The sequence below is a fragment of the Alcaligenes sp. AB3 genome (assembly GCF_031844565.1).
GTDB lineage: Bacteria > Pseudomonadota > Gammaproteobacteria > Burkholderiales > Burkholderiaceae_B > Alcaligenes > Alcaligenes faecalis.
In genome coordinates this window covers 192,148-211,840 of sequence record NZ_JAUZVM010000003.1, presented here as the reverse complement: position 1 = coordinate 211,840, position 19,693 = coordinate 192,148, and the positions used below count along the sequence as shown (strand labels likewise).

Here is a 19,693-nt window from a genome sequence, read left to right as displayed (position 1 = left end):
TCTTTTCTTATGGCAACACTAGAGTGTTGTCAGCTACCCGTTATTAGCGGGCACCGCCGAAGGCCATGTCTTTGGCACCGTTGGCTGGGTTGTAGTAAATACCTGCCAAGGCTTCTGCTTGGGAACCGTAGAATTGGCCTCGAATTTTCGAGGAGTCACTAAAGTCTTGTGCAAATTGGCCATTGGAAGCAATGGAGGTGCCGTTGAAGTTCACACCACCGACAGAGCCAGCCAATGTACCGCTACCGCCGCCGTAGTTAGCTGTCAAAACGCCGCTAAATACACCACCTTGAGTGCCTGGATTGTATTTACGTACAGCTACAACGTTGTATTCAGCATTGACCAGAGCAGGCATGGCAGTGGTTGGGTTTTCGCCTGTGTAGAACACTGTGCGGTCTGCGCTGTTCATGTTCAAGTTGGTGCTGCTGCCTTGGCTAGGGTTGGCGACGCGCGGAGCCCATTCACCAAAATACACTTCTTGACCAGAAACTTTTGCCACGACCTCACCGCCGAAGTGTGGGTAGCCAGTCAGGGGGGCGTTCATTTGACGATAAGCGTAGATTTGAGTGCCGGCACCAGTACCGCTGCTAATCGTGTGACGCCAAGTTTCAGAGATTTTCGTGCCAGCAGGCATTTCAATGTAACCATGGCCGTCTGCATTGCTTAACACCTGGTTTGTTTGCCAAATGGGACCGCTCTTGAAGCTGACCACACCCGACTGATCGGCTGGGTTCGCAGTGTAAGGACCGGTGCCGGGCATGGAGATGCCTGCTTCGCCGATAGCCATCATCGTGGAGGGTTTGTCAGCAACGACAAAACCTTTGGAAGCGCCACCTGCAACGGGGGCGGCGAAGCTGCTGGCGGAGGCCAGCAGGAAAGCCGAAACAATAGCCAGTTTTTGTACATTCAGACTTGCTTTCATTACGAACTCCATTAAGTGAAGAAAAAGGGCGTTTTTACGAAAACGACCCAAAAAACTGATTAACTTAAAAACGTGCTGTCATACCGACGCGCACTGTTCGCCCAGGGGCCGGAATAGAGGTGCGGGCCATGGGATCCAGGTAGTACTGATTGGTGAGATTGCTGATCGCCACGTCTACATTCAGGTTCTTCTGCACCTGATAGCTGGCGTAGGCATCAAAGACCAGGATTGGGTTCCAGTAGTTGGCTCGGTTATAGGCCCAGCCCATAGCTCCAAAGGCACCCTCGTCTTTGTTCTTGGCGGCACTGTGATAAACGGCGCGTGCACCCAGCAATAGCTTCTTTTCCAGGAGACGAGCACCTACATCCAGATTCAGTGAGTACTGGGGTTGCAGACTGGTTCTGGCAAAGGAGCGAGGGAAGCCACCATCTACGCAGCCAGGGACGTTGCGACCACCTGACGCTCCAGGAATGGGATTAAAAGTTTGTGCGTAGTCGTGGTCGCACAGTTGTTGTTTCAGGCGGTACGTGCCACCAAAGTTGGCAAAGTATTTGCCACTATCCACCCGAGCTTGCAGTTCAATGCCGGACATTTTTTTCTCGGCAAATTGCACGACATTGAAGTCCCAATCCCGGTCTATATAGTCTTTGATGCGGTTATTGAAGTAGTTGATCCTGATGTCTGCGTAGTCCAGGCTGGGAAAGTAGCTGCTCAGGTTGTGGGCATAACCAATTTCCCAGTTGTAGGCATGCTCCGGGCTAACTGCGACACCTGTGGAGCTTTTGCTGCTGCCAGCCATTGCCATGGAGGACTCAAACAGGCTAGGGAAGCGGACAAACTCGTTGTACCGCGCATAGATACGGATATCGTCTGTGACGAAAGCAGTCAGCCCAATATGGGGAACCCAAGCGTGATCTTTTTGCTTTTTGGGCTCTTCCCATTTATTCGGTATTTCAGACTCATCTTGATAAACTGGCTTTCGGTTGGCATTCGATGCAATATATTTATCCACTGTGCCTTTTTGGCCCTGGGCATCGGTGACCTTCTCACTTGTATCGATTTCGCCATTCGTGAAGGGGTTGTTTGCAGTAAAGCCGGCATGTGATTGGCCAGATGGCACAAAAACTGATTCGTCTGTGTAGCGATACCCGTTGACTTTCCCTCGTTGCAGTTGGTCACCCATAAACTCCTCAGGGGTTAAGAGGGGGCCATCAACAAAACTGGGGTCAAAGTCATACCAGGTTTGCCAGTCTTCTTTGTATTTTTCATAGGCTGGCGTCAAGCTTTGAATAATCTTGTTCTCATACGCGTTTGCCTCTTGATCCGTCATCAAACGCTGTACTTGATAGTTGTAGCCTGTCAGAGCGGGCCTAATGGCCCAATCCTTATGTTGCTGGCTACGCATCTCGGCCAGCTTGTCGTCATACGACCAATAGTCGCTGTAACGAGCGCCAGCATTCACCTGCAACCAGTCGATCGGGCGCCAATCAAAATTAAAACCAAAGTTCCATTGTTGGCGGGTGCCCGAACGCGGCCCCATATGGTTTACGCCCCAGTTCAGTTCAGTCAGGTGCGTGAGGTTTTCCGAAGCGTCATGCTGTTTGAGTTTTTCGCGTGTAAAGTCCGCTTGCAAGCTCAAGTCCAGGGTGGAGTGCAAAGTCATTTCATTGCTCAGGTTCAAACCTGTGCGACGGTGATCGGTAATTTGCAAGGCGCGAGGCACAATGTTGAAACGACCATCCGCATTGGATTCTTTATCGGGTGGAGTCGTAGGGACGTTGGCACACATGGGTAGATCTCTGCCCAGGATGTGGCAATCCGTATAGTCATCCCACGCGTTATCCCGACCATTCCACCCGTCGCCTTGAGTGCCATAGATCACGTCACCGTTCTGATGGCGAGCACTGTCGCTTTGGGTAATCCAGGCGCCGGCTTTCAAGTTGATGAAACGGTTACCTTCGGGGTTCCAGGAGTAGTTCAGATTCCAGGTGTCTTGTTTGACCTTGCTATAGGGGTTCTCGTTTTGCAGAATCTTTTTTTCGCCTTGACCATCCAGCGCATGCACGGCCCAGACCACGTTCCAAGGCACACTTTCGCCAAAGGTATGGTTGCTGCGCATGTAGCTCATATCAATGGCTTGATCGTGAGGTAAGCGCAGCGTTCCCTTGAGCAGGGTGGTTTCCAGTTCGCTGGAAGTGTTCAGGACCTCTTCACCGGGGCGGAAATATTTGGCGATGTAGCTGATGCTTGGGGATGAGAAGCCCGGCCTTTTATCGTTTTTCGCATCTTCTTGCCACGAGTCGTACTCGTATTTCTCGCTACCCTTTTTACCGCTGTAATAGTTGCCGCGACTGCGGTAGCTGTATGCAGCCAGCAGGTCAAAGTTCTCTTGTTTGGTTGCGATTGCCAGGCGATAGGAGTGGTCTTCGAAGTTGAAGTTCTTGCCGCCATTGCCTTCTTTAGGCATACGCTCTGGCGAAACGGATCCCGGCAGAATGACGCCGTTAGTACCACCTTTATCAAATACTGCGCCAGGGATGTCTCTATAGTCTTTACCGAACACTCCGAACGAACGCTCATTCGGCTTGGTCGAATTCGTCGCCGTTTCCGCCTTCAGCTCAATCCCGAAGGTCTCGCCCGGTTTGACAATATCCTCCACCTGCAGCGTGCGGATCTGCACCGATCCGCCAATCCCGCTGGCTCCCGACGTTGCCGACACGCCTTTTTCCACCAGAATGCTGCTGATCATATTGGGATCAACATAGTTGCGGTTGGCCACCCCGGCCGGTCCCAGCCAGACCGATGTTGCCTGTTCCGTGCCGTCAATCGTCAGGGGAATACGGCCTTCACCCTGGATACCGCGAATGTTCGGGTCCAGCGCACCGCTATTGCGAGAGTCCCCCGCATACACACCGTTCAGGCCCTTGAACAAATCCCCCACGGAGCTGCCCTTGTACAGCTCGATCTCTTCCTTGCCGGCGTACACATTGGAGACGTCTTTCTCGAATACATCGGTTTTACCCGCCTCATCGCGGGTTTCACGCACGACGGTAATGGTGTCTAGGCGAGTGGCTCTGTCCGTGTCTTTCTGGCTCTCGTCCTGACGGGAGGAGGGGGGGGAGCTGCCCACGCTTTGGGCCTGTGTCTGCGCGGCCCAGGAGGCCAGAATCAAGGCATACACCAGCGGCTTGAGCGCGTGTTTTTTTGTGTAGGGTGAAAGGGTAGCGGACATAAAACGAACCAGGGCTCCGTGCGAAAAATAACAATCTGTCGTGGGGAAATACTTCCCGTTTAATGGCCAGGCTCACCACTTGTCTCAAAAGGTGAGGAAAGGCACGGGGATATTATTCACATTAATGAGAATAATTATCACTTAGATTGATATGCGGGACGGAGCAATTCCTATGCAGGATCGGAAATCCGCTGCAATTGCAGGAATTTGTCAAAGCAGAAAGGGAACTTTTCAGGGAGAGGGCCGCAGGGGGCGGCCCGAAAAGAAGGGTGGGCCTCTATGAATGCAGAGGCCGAAAACAGCGGAAATACAAGGGTTTAGGCGCGCTTGTTGCCAAAAATGGATTTGGGCGAGCGGCCAAAGTAGCGCGTAAAGGCGACGGAAAAATTGTTGGGGTATTTGTAGCCGACTTGCCAGGCGGCCTGGGCTACTTGTTGGCCGGACTCCAGCAAGGTATAGGCTTTGCGCATACGCAGTTCCAGCAGCAGGCCGATAGGCGTGTTGTCGTACAGATAGCGAAAACCTTCTTTAAGTTTGTGCTCGTTAATGCCCACCGTCGTCGCCAGATACTCTACCGTGATTTGCTGGTCCAGTTGCGAGCTGAGCAAATCGCGTGCTCGCTCAACCCGCTGAATATCATCCACCGACAGCGGGGCGCTGTTGGGGGCGTCGGGCGGAGCCAGGCGGTTGAACTGTTCGGCCAGCAAGCTTAGCGCATGGATTTGCAGGTTCAGCCTGTGGTTATGGATGGGCTGCTCCGGGGTGCACGGCTGCATATAGCGTGCCAGTGCCGCCGCATGGGCCATGGTGGCCTGGCTGCTGGCATGAAAGGACAGGCGATGCAGTCCCACACAATCCATCAACTCGGTGGCGCGATCCGGGCCCACGTATTTGTTCAAGGCCGCCTCGCTGATGACCAGCCGTAATTGCGATACGGATTGGTCCTCTTGATAGTGACGTTCCCCCCGCAGGGATCGGAAAGCCGTCACCGTGGTATGGCCTGCCTTGAACAGCAGATCTGAACTCTCCCGACCCTGATAGGCCGACTGTCCTTGCAGACCCACGGTTACCACAATGACACGGCCCGCATGGGGGCCGTTGCTTTCTTCAACCAGCGATCGGCTGGGGTGATAGTGCAAACGGCCCAACAAAAACCCTTGTTCCAGTTCCACGCATTCGGAATAGCAGTGGCCCAGTTCTTCGGGTAGTTGCAGCCGGACTCGGCCATCGCTCAGAGCGCGGCATGACCTGGGTTCATCCGTGGTTAAGCGATAGCCAAATTTGCGCGTGCTCATCATTTCTCCTGCTAAAAGCGCCTCGCATATGAATTGCTCCGTTCAGCATAGATCTTAATGCAAATAATTCTCATTAAATATATATCATTTCTAGCTGTGATGGCAGAGGGAAGGGCCATTGTGGAATTCACGGAGGTAAAAAACAGTGCTGGATCGATCGCTAGGAGAAGTCGTTTTGTCGGAGCAATTGCTGGAGTCGCATGCTCTGCAAGCCTGTTGGGACGCGCAATTGGCGGGTTTAAGTGCAGATGCCTTGAACCTGGCTTTGGGGTATGGCGTGTTTGCGCATCTGGATAAGTTTATCGCTGCGGAGGAACTTGCGCTTGTGCTCAAGTGGGACGCCGACAACACAGCCTACCTGCTGGAGTTGTTGTGGAGCCTGGAGCTGTTGGAGTGTCAGTGGACCTGTCCGCGACGCTATCGCAGCCTGCCGCAAACGGCACGTTATCTGAATCCGGGTTCGGCGCAATATTGTGGCGATGCCTTGCTGTTTCGGCATGGCGTCTTGCGTCAGGTGGGCAATCAGCTCGATGAGCTGCTGCGTAATGGCAAATCGCCTCCAGCGGATCCGGCATTGATTGAGCAAGGCTGGGCAGCGGCGGCACGTTCGCAAATTGCCCAGGAACAAACGGCGGTCACGGCCGAGGTGGCCTGTGAGATTTTTGGGGCCGTGCCGGAGTTCTGGCAGGCGCAACGTCTGCTGGATTTGGGCGGTGGGCCAGGATTGGTAGCCATCGCCTTGGCGCAACAGCAGCAGGACTTGAATGCCGTGGTGTTCGAGTATGAAGCGGCGGCGGCTGTCGCCCAACAAAAAATTCTTGATGCCGGTCTGGAAGCGCGTGTCAGCACCTTGGCCGGTGATCTGCTGGTGGACGATTTCGGGTCGGATTACGACCTGATCTGGTGCTCCTCCGTGCTGCATTTTGTGCCGGACATCCCCGCTTTGCTGGCCCGTCTGTATCGTGCGCTGCGTCCCGGCGGGGTGCTGGTGTGCTGTCACGCCGAAGTGCATACCGAGGTCAGCAAGGCCAAACGGATTTTGCATTACTACCTGCATATGCGCATGCAAGGCCGCCATGTGCTGCCGGAAGGGCAGTTGGCCCAGTTGCTGGAACAAGCCGGATTTGATGATGTTCAGCAGTTTGATGAGGTGCGCTTTCCGGTTGCGCCCGTCACTGCATTGATTGCGCGCAAGACGTGCAAAGGGTGATGACAATGAAGACGTGGAAAGCGTGGGGGGCGCAGCTGCTGTTTGGCTGGATGAATCTGGTGCTGGCCGTCCCCAGTATTTACCTGATGCTGGGCATGCCCCTGGTGATGCGCCAGCATGGCTGGTCCGGCACCGAGATAGGCTTGTTCCAGCTGGCGGCCCTGCCCGCCATTTTCAAGCTGGTGCTGGCCATGCCGGTGCAGCGTGTCCGCCTGGGTGGCGGACATTTTGTGCATTGGCTGTGGTTGATGGCTGTGCTGTTGCTGGCTTTGTATGTGGGCATAGGCCGCGAGAATCTGATTGATCAGCGGACCCTGCTTTTTGCCCTGACGTTTGCCATCAGCATTGTGGCGACCTGGATGGACATTCCCTTGAATGCCTTGGCCGTGCAATACCTGCCGCGCGAGGAACAGTTGCGTGCGGGCAGTATTCGTTCTGCCGCCTTGTTTCTGGGCGCGATTGTCGGGGCGGGAGTGATGGTGCTGGTGCAGGCCCGCTGGGGTTGGCAGGCACCGTTCGCCTTGATGGGCCTGGGGCTGGTGATTGGTTGTTTGCCCTTTGTCTTCTTGCGTTCCAAAGCCGGTTTGCAAGCGGCTGAGACCGAGCAGGCACCGCCCGGTTTTGTTGCCGATTGGGTCAGCTTTTTCGGGCAGGAGGGAGCCAAGCAATGGACCAGCTTGTTACTGACCAGTTTTCCCTTTATTGGCGCTGTCTGGTTTTACCTGAAACCCTTGATGCTGGACCAAGGCATGCCCTTGGAAGAGGTGGCTTGGACGGTAGGGATTGCCGGTGGCATTACCGGTGCTGTATTTAGCCTGATTGGTGGTCGCTTGGCCTCCTTGCTGGGTGCCGCACGCGCCATTCCGATTTATCTGCTGGCGGCCTTGCTGTCCCTGATTCTGCTGATGGTCTCGGTCTGGGCCAAGCTGGGCCCGGTGTGGCTGATCAGCAGTGCCATGTTGATTGCAGCCAGCATGGGGGCGGTGTCGGCCTTGCTCTTTGGGCTGACCATGTTCTTTACCCGTAGACAGCGCAATGCCTCGGACTACGGTTTGCAATCGACCATCTTCACCCTGGCCCGTATGGCCGTCCCCATTGCCGCCGGCATCTTGCTGGACCGTTTCGGTCAGGTTGTCATGTTGGGCGTGCTCACCCTGGGCGTTCTGTTCGCCTTTGTACTGGCCTGGCGCGTGCGCCACAGCGTTGGTGCCAGCACCGAAGTTTTGCTGCGTAGTCAGTAAGTCAGGGCCTGAAAACGCCAGCGCACACAGCTTGCGTTGGCGTTCATCGTTTTTGCTCCGTTTCGCATAGAAATTAGAACCCAAAGGCTATTGTGTCATTTTCAGTCATATTTGAGAATAAGTCTTGTTCGTATTCATATGTATTTAACCAGGAGTCATTATGACCTTGCCCCCCTTAGTTGAGCCCGGTGAGCCTTTAAGCCGCGAAGAGGTTAACCGTTATAGCCGTCACCTCTTGATTCCCAATGTGGGCATGGAAGGCCAGCGCCGCATCAAAAATGCCAAAGTGCTGGTTATCGGGGCAGGGGGGCTGGGTTCGCCCACCTTGCTGTACTTGGCCGCAGCCGGGGTGGGCGCACTGGGCATCATCGACTTTGACCGGGTGGATGAATCCAATCTGCAGCGCCAGATCATTCACACCGTAGACAGCATTGACGAGCTGAAAGTGGAAAGCGCCAAGCGTGCGATTCACAAGCTCAACCCCCACGTCAAGGTAGAAACGTATACCGACAGGTTGGAACCGGACATGGCGGTCGAGCTGTTCTCGCGCTACGACCTGATTCTGGATGGCACCGACAACTTTGCGACCCGCTATCTGGTCAATGACGCGTGCATGCTGGCCGATAAACCCTATGTCTGGGGTTCGATCTTCCGCTTTGAAGGCCAGGTCTCGGTGTTCTGGGAAAACGCACCCGGTGGCATAGGCTTGAACTACCGCGACCTGTACCCCGAACCCCCGCCACCCGAGCTGGCTCCTTCTTGCGCGCAGGGCGGTGTGTTTGGTGTCTTGTGCGCCTCGATTGCCTCCATCATGTCCACCGAAGCCATCAAGCTGATTACCGGCATTGGCGATCCTTTGATCGGCCGTCTGATCGCTTACGACGCACTGGATATGTGCTACCGCGAACTGCCCATCCGTCGCTTGCCCAATCGCAAGCCCGTGACCGAGCTGGGTGATTACCAAACCTTCTGCGGCCTGAATCCACCGGCTGATGCCATGGCCATCCCCGTGCCTGTCATGACTGTGCTGGAGCTAAAAGAGCGGCTGGACCAAGAACAGGCCCCCGTCCTGGTGGACGTGCGCGATCCCAATGAATGGGAAATCGTGAACATTCCTGGCGCGATTCTGATGCCCAAATCTCCCACCGTCGCTGCCGAGATTCTGGCTGCCTTTGGTCCGAATGCGGATCTGGTGATCTCGTGCCGCTCCGGTGCGCGTTCCAGGACCGTGTGCGAAGAGCTGATCAAGTTGAATGCCTCCAAGGTGCGCAATCTGGAAGGCGGCGTGCTGGCTTGGGTGGAGCAGGTCGCTCCCGAATTGGCGTCTTACTAAGTTCGGGAGGGAGCACATCATGGCCTTGCAGATTCGTCGTTCTGCTCTGGAGCAAGTTCTGAATCATGCCAAGCAGGATCACCCCATCGAGGCCTGCGGACTGATTGCCGCCCAGGAGGGCTCGCTGGTGGCCGAACGCGTGCTGCCCATGCAAAACCGGGCGGCCTCGGAGGTGTTTTATCAGTTCGATTCGCGCGAGCAATTTCAGGTCTACCGCCGTCTGGATGAGGACGATCAGGAGTGCTGCGTGATCTACCACTCCCATACCGCCAGTCAGGCTTTCCCGAGCAAGGATGACATTGATTTTGCGGGCCATCCCGAACTGCATTACTTGATCGTGTCCACCTGGGATCAGGCCACCGTGCCGGTTCGATCCTTCCGGATTATCGACGGCGGTGTGACCGAAGAAACCATCGTGATTGTCTAGGGAGCAGCGTCGCTCCCCCAAGGGGAGCGTGTGTCCCGGCTGTTGGAAACCACTATTTCAAAGGAGTTTTAAGCATGTCCATTTCAGTCTCTATCCCGACCTTGCTGCGTCCACTGACGAACGGCGAGAAGACAGTCCAGGCCCAGGGCGCTTCGGTAGGCGAAGTGATCGAGCATCTTGAAGGCCAGTTTCCCGGCATCAAGGCGCGCCTGATGAGCGGCGAAGACCTGCACCGTTTCGTGAATATTTACGTGAACGAAGATGACATCCGTTTCAGTGATGGCCTGAGAACCGCCATTCGTGCTGGCGACAGCCTGACCGTACTGCCTGCCGTAGCAGGGGGCTAAGACCATCTGGTCTGGATTTTCATGGTGCAAGTGCTGGTTTCTGCAATCAGCACTTGGCGTACGCATCACTCTGGTTTGGAACTATGTCTGAATTACTACATGGCTGCGGATTACGTTGGCAGATGGGCTCACAGTCCCCGTATTGGCCGGGCTTGTCCGCTGCCTTGAGCCGTCAGGCCCGATTGCTGGGTTTGTCCGAGCAAGCCGCAGGCCAGCAAGACGAAGCAGCATTCAGCCTGCATTCGCCTGATTTTGGAACGATTAGCACGCGTCTGGAAACCGAGGCAGGTGGCATGACGCAAGCCGCGATCAGCGAGCTGAGCATGCAGGCCGCCAGCGGTATCTTGTCCGTGCATGGACGCTCCAGTGGCCCGTCGGGCACGCTGGGTCTGGATTATCTGGCTGTACTCAGTTCAGCCATGAGCTTGCAGGCGACCTTGGCAGCCGCCTTGGGTCAGTTGCGTGGCGGACGTTTCTCCACGGTGTCGGTCTCGCCCTTGGGGTGTGGCTTGCTCAGTATCGGTCAGTATCTGGCTGGGGCAACGGCGGCTCAGGACCCTGAACAGTTATTGGCAGGCAGTTACGATCCCGGCTTGCGGCCACCCTTTATTTCGCAGGATGGCGTGGTCTTTGAATTGGAAACGCTGGACCCCCGACCCTGGCGCGCCTTTTGGGAAGCGGTGGGTATACCGGCTGATCTGGCCGGTCAGGCCTGGAAAGCGTTTTTGCTGCGCTATGCCAAGGCGGTGTGCCCCATGCCAGCGGCGTGTTTAAGCAGCCTGCAAACCCTGAACTTTGGCCGTTTGCAGGAACTGGCCTTGCAGACCGGCATGGCCATCTTGCCGGTACGTACCCCGGCTCAACGCCAGAGCGATAGTGATTACGCGGCCTTGGCCGGTCTGTGGCAGCACCAGACTCATACCGCGCCCGACTCATTGCGCACCTTGCCGTCCAACGCCGATTTGCCCCTGCGCGGTTTGCGGGTGGTGGAGTCCTGCCGCCGAATTCAAGGGCCTATTGCCGGTCATTTGCTGGCGCTGCTGGGGGCGGAGGTGATTCGTCTGGAACCGCCCGGTGGTGATCCCTTGCGTGCCATGCCGCCGTGCGTGGATGGCTGCTCGGTGCGCTTTGATGCGCTTAATCAACTCAAGACGGTGCAGGAAGTGGACATCAAGTCGGCTCAAGGCCGCCAGGCCATTTACGAGCTGGTGAGCGAGTCCGATGTGTTCCTGCATAACTGGGCACCGGGCAAGGCGGCCGAGCTGCAACTGGATGCCCAGGACCTGCACGCAGTGCGCCCGGATCTGGTCTACGCCTATGCGGGCGGTTGGGGCCAGGAGCAAGTGGACGCGCCGGGTACGGACTTCACGGTGCAAGCCTGGTCGGGCATTGCTCACACCATTTCGCAAACCTCGGATGCACGGGGTGGGTCTTTGTTTACGGTGCTGGATGTGCTGGGCGGGGTGATGGCCGCGCTGGGTATCAGTGCCGCCTTGCTGCGCCGGGGCCTGAGCGGGTCGGGCTTGCGGGTCGACAGCTCTTTGCTGGCCACGGCCGATCATCTGGCCCAGGCCGTTTCTCCCATCAGTAAAACCGGCGTGTCGGCGGTGTTCCAGACGAGCGAGGGCTTCATGGTCATCGACTGTCAGGATCAAACGCATCTGCATGCCCTGGCCGGGTGGTTGAATGTGTCGCCCGATGCCGTCTGGACGGTCTTGCCGGATCGTCTTCTGTCCCAGTCTGCCCTGAGCCTGGAAGCGCAACTGGATGTGCTGGGCATACCGGCCCGCCGTGTCCATAGCAATCTGGCACAACTGCGTGCTGATCCACGCCTGGCGTCCCATTTCCATGACAAGAGCTATTCGTCTGTTAATTCTCCCTGGAGGTTTTTATGAATCACGCTGGCATCATCGATCTGGTCCCTGCGTCATTGCGCCAACGCTGGATAGAGGACGGTACCTACCCGAACAAGCCGGTCTTTACGCTGTTCGCGGAAAAAGCCCAGGCTCATCCGGACAAGCTGGCGGTGCTCTCGCCCGAAGGCAATATCAGCTATAGCGCCTTGATGGACGCGGCTCTGCGTCTGGCAGGCAGCTTGCGTCGCGCAGGGATTATGGCGGGCGACGTGGTGGCGTATCAGCTCAGCAACCATTGGGTGTGCTGCGCCATTGATCTGGCCGCCGCTGCTTTGGGGGCGATTGTGGCGCCTTTCCCACCCGGACGGGGCAAGCTGGATATTCAGTCGCTGGTGCGTCGTTGCGATGCACGGGCGGTGATTGTGCCGCATGAATATGCAGGCATTGATTTGTGCGAAGTGATCGAGTCCTTGCGGCCTACGCTGCTGTCCTTGCGTGTCCTGATTGTGCAAGGCCCATCGCGCCCGGGCTGGATGACTTTGGATTCCTTGTTCGAGGGCGAGCCTTTGGCCTTGTCCGAATTGCCGGTGGTGTCACCCAATTCGCCCGTGCGTTTGCTGGTGTCTTCGGGCACCGAGTCCGAACCCAAGCTGGTGGCCTATTCGCATAATGCGCTGGTGGGCGGGCGTGGTCGATTCCTGCAACGCATTTCCCCCAATGATGTGGAGTTCCGCGGCATGTATCTGGTGCCGCTGGGTTCTTCATTTGGCTCTACGGCCACCTTCGGCGTGCTGTGCTGGTTGGGTGGTTCTTTGGTGGTCTTGCCCAAGTTTGATGTGCCTAGTGCGATTGCCGCCATCAATGCCTTCAAACCCAGCTTTATTCTGGGCGTGCCCACCATGTTCCAGCGTATTGCGGCAGCGCCCGAGCTGGAGAAGGCCGATAAAGCCAGCTTGCGCGGCTTGATTGTGGGTGGTTCAGTCATTGACGAAGCCACAGTACGCCGTTGCGTGGAAGCGTTTGATTGCGGCTTCATCAGCCTGTACGGCTCGGCCGATGGGGTGAACTGCCACAACACGTTGGATGATCCTATCGACGTGGTCTTGAGCAGTGTAGGGACCCCCAATCCGCAAGTGTGCGAGATTCGCCTGATTGACGATGAGGGTGCCGAAGTGCCGCAAGGCGAAGTAGGCGAAATCACCGCACGCGGTCCCTTGAGCCCCATGCAATATGTGAACGCCCCGGAACTGGATGCCCAGTATCGGGACGAGCAGGGTTGGGTGAAAACGGGCGATCTGGGTTACATCAATGCCCAAGGGCAGTTGGTGCTGGCTGGTCGCAAGAAAGACATCATCATTCGTGGTGGTGCGAACATCAGCCCGGTGCAAATTGAAGGTTTGGTCATGGCTCACCCGGATGTGGTTACCGTGGCTTGCGTGCCGGTCCCCGATGCGGATCTGGGTCAGCGTATTTGCTTGTGCGTGACAGTGCGTGAAGGCGTGCCGCGTTTCTCCCTGAAAGAGATCACCGACTTCTTGCGTGAGCAGGGTCTGGAAGTGAACAAGTTGCCCGAGTATCTGCGCTTTTACCGCAGCTTGCCGCTGACGCCTGCGGGCAAGATCGACAAGCGCGCCTTGGCTGCTGATGCTGCTGCATTGGGTTCCGGGGCCAAGACTGCAGCGGGGATAGCAGCATGAGCCACCTTGCCATCTCCAGCGCGGCCTTGAGCCGCAAGCTGCGGCAGTTTGTGGATACCGAGATCATCCCCAACGAGGGCATTCTGGCACAGGGAGATAATCTGGCCCGCGAGCTGACCTTGGACCTGACACGCCGCGCTCAACAGGCGGGTTTGTTCGGCAGTTTTTACCCCATGCATCGCGGCGGTCGGATCGCCAGTTTGGTCGAATACTTGCCCGTGGCTGAACAGGAAGGACGCTCCGAATATGGCCCCGGCATTTTCGGGGCAGATGCCACGCTGGATGCGTATATGTTGAGTCATCATGGCTCGGCCAGCGTCAAACAGCGCTTTCTGACGCCCTTGCTCAAGGGCGATGCGGTGTCCAGCTACGCCATGTCCGAGCCGGACAGCATTGGTTCGATTCCGGCCACCATGCAATGTCAGGCCCGCCTGAAAGACGGGCAATGGCATGTGAATGGCCGCAAGTGGTTTATTTGCCGGGCGCAACTGGCCAGCTTCGCGACCGTGGTGGCGCGCAGCGCGGACGGTCCCGTGAATGAGTCCTTGTCCATGGTGATCGTGCCCACGGATGCGGCGGGCTTTAAAGTCGTGCGCCCCTTGCCTTTGCTGGGACGTTATCAGGGGCAGAACGAGCTGCTGTTCAACAATGTGACCGTGCCGGAGGACTATGTTCTGGGCAGCGCCGGGCAGGGCATTGCCTTGATGCAAAAGCGCCTGGCCCTGGGCCGTATTCTGCGATCCGTGCAATGGTTGGGCTTGGCGCAACGCAGCTTTGAAATCATGTGCGAGCGCATTCATTCAGAGCGCGGAGAACTGGCCCGTCTGGCAGACAAGCAACTGGTTCGGGCGCGGGTCTATCAGGTGTATCGCGCCATTACCTCGGCTCGGTGCTTGCTGCGTGAAGCCGCCGTCAAGTTCAATGCGGGCTTGCCCAATTCCGTGGAGGTGAATGTGGCCAAGCTGGCGGCGTCGGATGCGGTCAGCGAGGCGGCAGATTCCGCTATCCAGATCATGGGGGCCGAAGGGCTGGCCGATTGGAGCCCCTTGTCCGGCATTTACCGGGCAGCGCGTACCACGCATATTCTGGATGGGGCGGACGATGCCTTGATCAGTACGGTCGGCAAGCACTTGCTGCAAGCCCACTACGCCATTCAGGAGACGGCAGACATGAACAAGGCAGTCGCATGATGCTATCGACACGGGCAAGCCGTTCTCCCTGGGTGTTGGCCAGTTTGATGACTCTGGCGATGGGTATGCCCATGATGGTGTTTTACGCCATCGGCGTGCTGGGTCCGCAAATCATTCAGGATCTGGGCATCTCGCGCGAGCAACTGGGGTGGTTGACCACCAGCACCTTTGGGCTGGCTGCCTTGCTTTCGCCGTGGGCGGGGGCCTTGGTGCAGCGCATGGGCAATCGGCACGGTTTGTTTTTGCTGTTCCTGCTGGTGGCCATGTCCTTTAGCCTGATTGCGGTGTTGCCGGGTTTCTGGGGTGTGCTGACGGCCTTGCTCTTGTGCGGCCTGGCGCAGTCCTTGGCCAACCCGGTGACCAATCAGGCCATTGCCCAGTTGGTACCGGCAGAGCGCAAGGCGGGGCTGGTTGGTATCAAGCAGTCCGGCGTGCAGGCTTCGGCCTTGCTGGCCGGTCTGGTCCTACCCACCCTGGCCCACAAATTGGGGTGGCGGGGGGCGTTTGTGGTGTGGGTACCTGCCATGCTGTGCCTGTCCTACTTTGCCCTGCAGCTTTTGCCAGCCAGAGCCAGCACCGCAGCCGGCAGCATGTCCTGGCGCTTGCCCTGGCCCAGCCAACAACTTTGGCTGTTAATGGCCATTCAGCTGTGCGCGGGTCTGGTGCTGTCGTCCTTCATCACTTTTCTGGGCGTGTTTGCGCAGCAGCTGGGCGTGTCGCCGTACTGGATAGGGATGCTGGTCAGTGGCTTTGGGGTGATGGGGATTATGTCTCGAGTGCTCTTGACGCCTATCGCTGCCCGCTTTGGGGATGAAACCTTGTTGCTGGGCATCCTGTTTGTCATCCCGATTGTGGCCTTGTTGCTGATGATGATGGCCGCGCCGGACAGACTCTGGCCCCTGGGAGCCGGGGTGTTGGCCATTGGCTTGACCCTGGTTGCCACCAATGCCATTGCCATGAGCATGTTGCTGCGGGATGCCCGTTTTGGGGCGCCGGCTCGTACCGCAGGGCTGTTGTCCGTCGGGTTTTTTGGTGGCTTTGCCTTTGGTCCGCCACTGTTTGGTGTGCTGCTGCGCTCGCCCGAAGGCTTTGCTGCTGCCTGGCCTTTCCTGATGGGCATTCTGGTGTGCGCCAGCTTGTTGTGCCTGATTTTGTACCAGGTTCGTCGCATGGCGAAAGGGGAATGATGGAATGTCTGTAGAGGTATTGGGATCAGCCAGCATCGAGTCCATTTTTGCGAATATGGACCAGGTTGCAGAGCAATGTGGAGAGCAGTTTCCCTTGTTCAGACAGTCCTCGTCCAAGCAATGGACCTTGTCGCGACGTGGCTCCTGGTTAGGGGGCTTCTGGGCGGGCTTGTGGTGGCGACGCGCCTTGATCAGCGGTCAGGAGCAGGATAGGGAGCAGGCGCTGAACTGGAGTCAGAAGCTGCAAGTCTGGCTGGAAGAGCCCAGCATCAATCGAAGCTTTGTGTTCTGGTATGGCTCCGGCCTGGGCAGCATCTGGCATGGGGATAGAGAGGCCGAAGCCCATGTCGATCAGGCTGCTCAAGCTCTGCTGAACAGCTTTGATGCCTCCAGCGGATTCTGGCCCTTGGGTTCCGGAATGGGGGGCGGGGAAGCGGGCAATCACATTTTGAATGTGGATGCTCTGGCTCCTACGCTCTTGGTGCTGGATGCGCAGGGCGGGCCGGTGGCGCGTCAGTTTGGGCAATGGCATGTGGATGCCTGCCTGCGGTATCTGCAGAAGCGCAGCGGAGCCTGGCGGGATACGGTCTTGCTACGCGGGAACGATGTGCTGGCCGAGCAGGGGGCTGAAACCTGGCAACGAGGGCAGGCCTGGGCCATGTTGGGAATGGCAACCGCAACGCGCTTGTATGACAGAAAGTCCTATGCTCAAGCAGCCCTGAATGCCTGCCGATATTGGCACGAGCGTTGGGGGAAGTTTGCGTATGGCTTTTTGACGCAGGAATCTCCACTAAGTCCGGTAGACCGTTCAGCCTGGGCGATTGCTTCTTTAGCCATGTACGAGCTGTGGCAGATTCTGCCGGAACAACAATGGCTGCACGAGCAATCGCGCTTGTACCTGGATGCCTTGCTGACTCCCGAGTTAAGTGAGACAGGGCGCTTTGTGGGGCATCTTTATAAAGTTGCGCCGGGGCAGTCTGAACTGGTGGAATCGGCCTGCGCCAGCTTCTTTTTGCTGGAGGCCTTGCTGGCGCATTCGACTTGATGCGCTTACAGGTCGGTTGCTTGCTTTACTGAACAGGGGCATGGCGTGTCGATAACAAACAGGCCAAAACACAGAAATGGTTTTGGCCTGCTTTGCATTTGACGATGCAGCGTATCAGGAAATCTGTAAAGACCCGGTCGCACCCATCAACAGGTCGATCACATCCGGTGCGGTAATAATCTCAAAACGCGGGTCCATCTGCTCGGCGCTCAGGCCGTTATGCAGCATGCAGGACTTGCACACGGCCACGCGTCCACCTTGCTCCAGATACTTCTTCAACAGATCTGCGGCCGGTTCAAAGGGTGCGCCAATACTGATAGGTTCGGCGGCACCGGGTACACCCAGCGCGACTCCTTCAGCCATCAGAATCAGGCAGGCGCTATGTCCTTTCTGAACCGCATTGACCGCCATGGTCAGGGCCACGGTTACCTTGTCGGGATTGCCCTGTGCATGAAACAGCGTGGATACGAAAGCAGCGGGTTTAGGCATCACAGTTCTCCTTGTTTCCGGTTCAAGACTTGAATTCGTTGAATGCCGCAACGGCATTGGCGGCATACATCACGGACGGTCCACCGCCCATATAAATCGCCACGCTCAAGGCTTCGTGCACTTCTTCCAGACTGGCTCCCATCTGCGCCAGGGCCTTGCTATGAAAGCCTATGCAGCCCTCGCAATGGGTGGCTACGCCAATTGCCAAAGCCATCAGTTCTTTGGTTTTGGCATCGATGGCACCGCCAGTCATGGCGGCCTTGCCCAGATCTCCAAATCCTTTCATCACATCAGGTTGGGTCTGGCGTAGCTGCGCCAGATTGCTGGAAATACCTTGGGTCAGTTGCTTGTAGCTAGTTTCACTCATGCATAACTCCTGTCGTATTAACAAAAGCAAAGGAATGCTGAAATTGTTGACTGCATTAATTCAGTATATGCTAAATTAAGATTTATCTAAATTAAAAAGCAAGAAAAGCTGGATAAACCATGATCCAAAGCAAATCGGACATCGAGCTCTTGCAAGAGAGCGCTGATCAGGCCGCGGCCTTGTTGCAGGCGGTGGGCAATCCCAAACGCCTGGTGATCTTGTGTCTCTTGATTCAGCAAGGCGAGATGAGTGTGGGAGCACTGAACGAGATGGTGGCGCTAAGCCCTTCGGCCCTGTCACAGCATTTGGCGCGTATGCGCCAGGAAGGCCTGGTCAGCTACCGGCGCGAGGCGCAGACCTTGTATTACCGCATTGAGGACCCGAACGTCGCCAAGTTGATTGGCACCTTGAAAGATATTTTCTGTCCCTGAGCCTGAAGGCCGAAGGGAGCAGGGCGCATCGCCTTCCAGCCATCGCCCGACCCGTTTTTCCCTTGCTTCTTTGTTGAAAGGATTCGCCATGAAAAGCAATGTAGGTGGTTTGGATCGTATTGCTCGTATCGTTGTGGGTGTGGTGCTGATTGCGCTGGCAGCCACGCAGGTCATAGGCTGGTGGGGCTGGCTGGGCCTGATTCCCCTGATCACGGGCCTGGTCGGTTTCTGCCCGCTGTACCCCATGCTGGGTCTGAGTACCTGCCCGCTGAAAAAGCGTCAGTAAATCAGTCCCCATAGCCCAACAGCGGGCCATTCCCACCTGCTCCTTGAGAGGATTCATTCGGCTCAAGGAGCCTTTTTATTGCCTGAGAATCGGCTTTGCCCAGCGGATGCGTGGCGGCCAAAGCAAGGCGCTTGGCTGGCCTTTTCGCCAATGTATGATACAAATCTGTTCAATGTGGACATTGTTTAGGTGTATTTATGTCTGGCAACAACGCTGACACGGGCAAGAGCAAAAAGATTCTGATCATTGCTGGCCCGAACGGGGCAGGCAAGACGACGTTTGCGCGTTCTTTCCTCCCGGCCGAGGCGGAAGTGCTGCGCTTTATCAATGCAGATCTGATCGCAGCGGGCCTGTCTCCGTTTGCGCCAGAAAGCGCGGCTATCAAAGCCGGTCGTTTGATGCTGGATGAGCTGAAAGAAGCGGTTCGCCTGGGCGAGAGCTTCGCGCTGGAAACGACCTTGTCTGGCCAAGGCTATGTGCGTCATATTGAAAAATGGCAGGCGCAGGGCTATCGAGTCAGCTTGTATTTTTTAAGTCTACCCGATGCGGATATGGCGATCGCGCGGGTGGCAGAACGGGTACGTCAGGGTGGTCATAACATCCCCGAACCCGTCATTCGTCGCCGCTTTGCGGCTGGCATGAAGAACTTCCTGCATCATTATCGGGATACCGTGGATGATTGGGTTTTGTACGATAACGCAGGTAGTGTGCCAGTCCTGTTGGAGTGGGGAGAGAAAGATGAATAAAGAAGATATTTCCAAAGCAAAGAACCCGGACTTGCGGGCCTCCCTGGCCGCTCTGGAGCGTGCCGCGCAGTCGGCACGTTTTGTGGCCATGCAAACCAATACCTCGGTGGTGTTGGTGGAGAACGGCAAGATGATCAAGCTCTCGGCAGAGCAATTGCGGCAGGAAGTCTGCAAGAGCTGATGACGCTGGGCTGCTATCGCTGTTCTGGCCTGCTCATACGGTACTTTTATTTCTGCTGAGCGGCCGATTTCTTGACGTGCTCAAGGGGGCGATGGGTCTTGTAGAGCGACCTGGGGTGGTCGCATGAATATCCATATAGAGCATTGAATTAGCCTGGAAGCAGGCTGGTGGACTGAGTTGCTACTGCAGTCTGCCAGGCACTCTTGCCATA

19 protein-coding genes are annotated in these 19,693 nt (G+C 56.8%); 14 read left to right on the top strand and 5 right to left on the bottom strand.

What is annotated here, in order from left to right; genetic code table 11:
• Positions 1-43 precede the first annotated feature (43 nt).
• The 3 genes from Q9R35_RS08465 to Q9R35_RS08455 form a co-directional block, all read right to left on the bottom strand.
• Complete coding sequence (locus Q9R35_RS08465; protein WP_311219663.1) at positions 44-973, bottom strand: Slam-dependent surface lipoprotein; 930 nt, start codon at positions 971-973, stop codon at positions 44-46.
• A gap of 13 nt (positions 974-986) precedes the next feature.
• Entirely contained in the window at positions 987-4,154 is a 3,168-nt protein-coding gene (locus Q9R35_RS08460) for a TonB-dependent receptor domain-containing protein (RefSeq protein WP_311219662.1), read from the bottom strand.
• A 317-nt stretch (positions 4,155-4,471) separates the two neighbouring features.
• Entirely contained in the window at positions 4,472-5,449 is a 978-nt protein-coding gene (locus Q9R35_RS08455; protein WP_311219661.1) for an AraC family transcriptional regulator, read from the bottom strand.
• Positions 5,450-5,624: 175 nt separating this feature from the next.
• Between Q9R35_RS08455 and Q9R35_RS08450 the strand changes: the two genes are divergently transcribed.
• The 10 genes from Q9R35_RS08450 to Q9R35_RS08405 all read left to right on the top strand — a co-directional run bounded on the left by Q9R35_RS08450 (position 5,625) and on the right by Q9R35_RS08405 (position 16,982).
• Entirely contained in the window at positions 5,625-6,659 is a 1,035-nt protein-coding gene (locus Q9R35_RS08450) for a class I SAM-dependent methyltransferase (RefSeq protein WP_311219660.1), read from the top strand.
• Positions 6,660-6,664: 5 nt separating this feature from the next.
• The gene (locus tag Q9R35_RS08445; RefSeq protein ID WP_226348856.1) at positions 6,665-7,900 is read left to right on the top strand and encodes an MFS transporter; all 1,236 of its coding nucleotides are present in this window, start codon (positions 6,665-6,667) and stop codon (positions 7,898-7,900) included.
• A gap of 160 nt (positions 7,901-8,060) precedes the next feature.
• On the top strand, positions 8,061-9,233 hold the full coding sequence (gene moeB, locus Q9R35_RS08440; protein ID WP_311219659.1) for a molybdopterin-synthase adenylyltransferase MoeB: 1,173 nt from the start codon (positions 8,061-8,063) through the stop codon (positions 9,231-9,233).
• 19 nt (positions 9,234-9,252) lie between these two features.
• Positions 9,253-9,660 carry a Mov34/MPN/PAD-1 family protein gene (locus Q9R35_RS08435; protein WP_003801262.1) on the top strand — a complete coding sequence of 136 codons (408 nt, stop codon included), beginning with the start codon at positions 9,253-9,255 and terminating at the stop codon, positions 9,658-9,660.
• Positions 9,661-9,734: 74 nt separating this feature from the next.
• The gene (locus Q9R35_RS08430) at positions 9,735-10,007 is read left to right on the top strand and encodes a MoaD/ThiS family protein (protein ID WP_311219658.1); all 273 of its coding nucleotides are present in this window, start codon (positions 9,735-9,737) and stop codon (positions 10,005-10,007) included.
• An 83-nt stretch (positions 10,008-10,090) separates the two neighbouring features.
• Positions 10,091-11,902, top strand: coding sequence for a CoA transferase (locus Q9R35_RS08425; RefSeq protein ID WP_311219657.1), 1,812 nt, complete (start codon positions 10,091-10,093; stop codon positions 11,900-11,902).
• Positions 11,899-13,560, top strand: coding sequence for a class I adenylate-forming enzyme family protein (locus Q9R35_RS08420; RefSeq protein ID WP_162090253.1), 1,662 nt, complete (start codon positions 11,899-11,901; stop codon positions 13,558-13,560). Before Q9R35_RS08425 ends, Q9R35_RS08420 begins: the two co-directional genes overlap by 4 nt.
• Positions 13,557-14,750 carry an acyl-CoA dehydrogenase family protein gene (locus Q9R35_RS08415; RefSeq protein WP_311219656.1) on the top strand — a complete coding sequence of 398 codons (1,194 nt, stop codon included), beginning with the start codon at positions 13,557-13,559 and terminating at the stop codon, positions 14,748-14,750. The genes Q9R35_RS08420 and Q9R35_RS08415 overlap by 4 nt, the downstream gene beginning before the upstream one ends.
• Positions 14,747-15,937 (top strand): MFS transporter, encoded by a 1,191-nt coding sequence (locus Q9R35_RS08410; RefSeq protein ID WP_311219655.1) that lies wholly within the window; start codon positions 14,747-14,749, stop codon positions 15,935-15,937. Before Q9R35_RS08415 ends, Q9R35_RS08410 begins: the two co-directional genes overlap by 4 nt.
• A 4-nt stretch (positions 15,938-15,941) precedes the next feature.
• Positions 15,942-16,982 carry a hypothetical protein gene (locus tag Q9R35_RS08405; protein WP_311219654.1) on the top strand — a complete coding sequence of 347 codons (1,041 nt, stop codon included), beginning with the start codon at positions 15,942-15,944 and terminating at the stop codon, positions 16,980-16,982.
• Between the two features lie 114 nt (positions 16,983-17,096).
• Here the strand turns inward: Q9R35_RS08405 and Q9R35_RS08400 are convergent, their stop codons facing one another.
• Together Q9R35_RS08400 and Q9R35_RS08395 are read right to left on the bottom strand one after the other, a co-directional pair.
• Entirely contained in the window at positions 17,097-17,471 is a 375-nt protein-coding gene (locus Q9R35_RS08400) for a DsrE family protein (RefSeq protein WP_042480014.1), read from the bottom strand.
• 22 nt (positions 17,472-17,493) lie between these two features.
• The gene (locus tag Q9R35_RS08395; RefSeq protein WP_063692642.1) at positions 17,494-17,838 is read right to left on the bottom strand and encodes a carboxymuconolactone decarboxylase family protein; all 345 of its coding nucleotides are present in this window, start codon (positions 17,836-17,838) and stop codon (positions 17,494-17,496) included.
• A gap of 119 nt (positions 17,839-17,957) precedes the next feature.
• On the opposite strand from Q9R35_RS08395, the gene Q9R35_RS08390 reads away from it, so the two are divergent.
• From Q9R35_RS08390 to Q9R35_RS08375, 4 genes are all read left to right on the top strand, one after another.
• Complete coding sequence (locus tag Q9R35_RS08390; protein ID WP_026482752.1) at positions 17,958-18,269, top strand: helix-turn-helix transcriptional regulator; 312 nt, start codon at positions 17,958-17,960, stop codon at positions 18,267-18,269.
• Between the two features lie 88 nt (positions 18,270-18,357).
• The gene (locus Q9R35_RS08385) at positions 18,358-18,555 is read left to right on the top strand and encodes a DUF2892 domain-containing protein (RefSeq protein ID WP_045931494.1); all 198 of its coding nucleotides are present in this window, start codon (positions 18,358-18,360) and stop codon (positions 18,553-18,555) included.
• A gap of 197 nt (positions 18,556-18,752) precedes the next feature.
• The gene (locus Q9R35_RS08380; RefSeq protein WP_009454582.1) at positions 18,753-19,301 is read left to right on the top strand and encodes a zeta toxin family protein; all 549 of its coding nucleotides are present in this window, start codon (positions 18,753-18,755) and stop codon (positions 19,299-19,301) included.
• Positions 19,294-19,482, top strand: coding sequence for a hypothetical protein (locus Q9R35_RS08375; protein ID WP_009454580.1), 189 nt, complete (start codon positions 19,294-19,296; stop codon positions 19,480-19,482). Before Q9R35_RS08380 ends, Q9R35_RS08375 begins: the two co-directional genes overlap by 8 nt.
• The last annotated feature ends 211 nt before the right edge of the window (positions 19,483-19,693 follow it).

What these genes read in the sequence shown, in the direction of transcription:
- Q9R35_RS08405 (WP_311219654.1), top strand. Translation starts at nt 15,942, where the DNA reads ATGTCTGTAGAGGTATTGGGATCAGCCAGCATCGAGTCCATTTTTGCG.
- Q9R35_RS08380 (WP_009454582.1), top strand. Translation starts at nt 18,753, where the DNA reads ATGTCTGGCAACAACGCTGACACGGGCAAGAGCAAAAAGATTCTGATC.
- Q9R35_RS08375 (WP_009454580.1), top strand. Translation starts at nt 19,294, where the DNA reads ATGAATAAAGAAGATATTTCCAAAGCAAAGAACCCGGACTTGCGGGCC.
- moeB (WP_311219659.1), top strand. Translation starts at nt 8,061, where the DNA reads ATGACCTTGCCCCCCTTAGTTGAGCCCGGTGAGCCTTTAAGCCGCGAA.
- Q9R35_RS08435 (WP_003801262.1), top strand. Translation starts at nt 9,253, where the DNA reads ATGGCCTTGCAGATTCGTCGTTCTGCTCTGGAGCAAGTTCTGAATCAT.
- Q9R35_RS08455 (WP_311219661.1), bottom strand. Translation starts at nt 5,449, where the DNA reads ATGAGCACGCGCAAATTTGGCTATCGCTTAACCACGGATGAACCCAGG.
- Q9R35_RS08400 (WP_042480014.1), bottom strand. Translation starts at nt 17,471, where the DNA reads ATGCCTAAACCCGCTGCTTTCGTATCCACGCTGTTTCATGCACAGGGC.
- Q9R35_RS08390 (WP_026482752.1), top strand. Translation starts at nt 17,958, where the DNA reads ATGATCCAAAGCAAATCGGACATCGAGCTCTTGCAAGAGAGCGCTGAT.
- Q9R35_RS08430 (WP_311219658.1), top strand. Translation starts at nt 9,735, where the DNA reads ATGTCCATTTCAGTCTCTATCCCGACCTTGCTGCGTCCACTGACGAAC.
- Q9R35_RS08395 (WP_063692642.1), bottom strand. Translation starts at nt 17,838, where the DNA reads ATGAGTGAAACTAGCTACAAGCAACTGACCCAAGGTATTTCCAGCAAT.
- Q9R35_RS08410 (WP_311219655.1), top strand. Translation starts at nt 14,747, where the DNA reads ATGATGCTATCGACACGGGCAAGCCGTTCTCCCTGGGTGTTGGCCAGT.
- Q9R35_RS08460 (WP_311219662.1), bottom strand. Translation starts at nt 4,154, where the DNA reads ATGTCCGCTACCCTTTCACCCTACACAAAAAAACACGCGCTCAAGCCG.
- Q9R35_RS08425 (WP_311219657.1), top strand. Translation starts at nt 10,091, where the DNA reads ATGTCTGAATTACTACATGGCTGCGGATTACGTTGGCAGATGGGCTCA.
- Q9R35_RS08420 (WP_162090253.1), top strand. Translation starts at nt 11,899, where the DNA reads ATGAATCACGCTGGCATCATCGATCTGGTCCCTGCGTCATTGCGCCAA.
- Q9R35_RS08445 (WP_226348856.1), top strand. Translation starts at nt 6,665, where the DNA reads ATGAAGACGTGGAAAGCGTGGGGGGCGCAGCTGCTGTTTGGCTGGATG.
- Q9R35_RS08415 (WP_311219656.1), top strand. Translation starts at nt 13,557, where the DNA reads ATGAGCCACCTTGCCATCTCCAGCGCGGCCTTGAGCCGCAAGCTGCGG.
- Q9R35_RS08385 (WP_045931494.1), top strand. Translation starts at nt 18,358, where the DNA reads ATGAAAAGCAATGTAGGTGGTTTGGATCGTATTGCTCGTATCGTTGTG.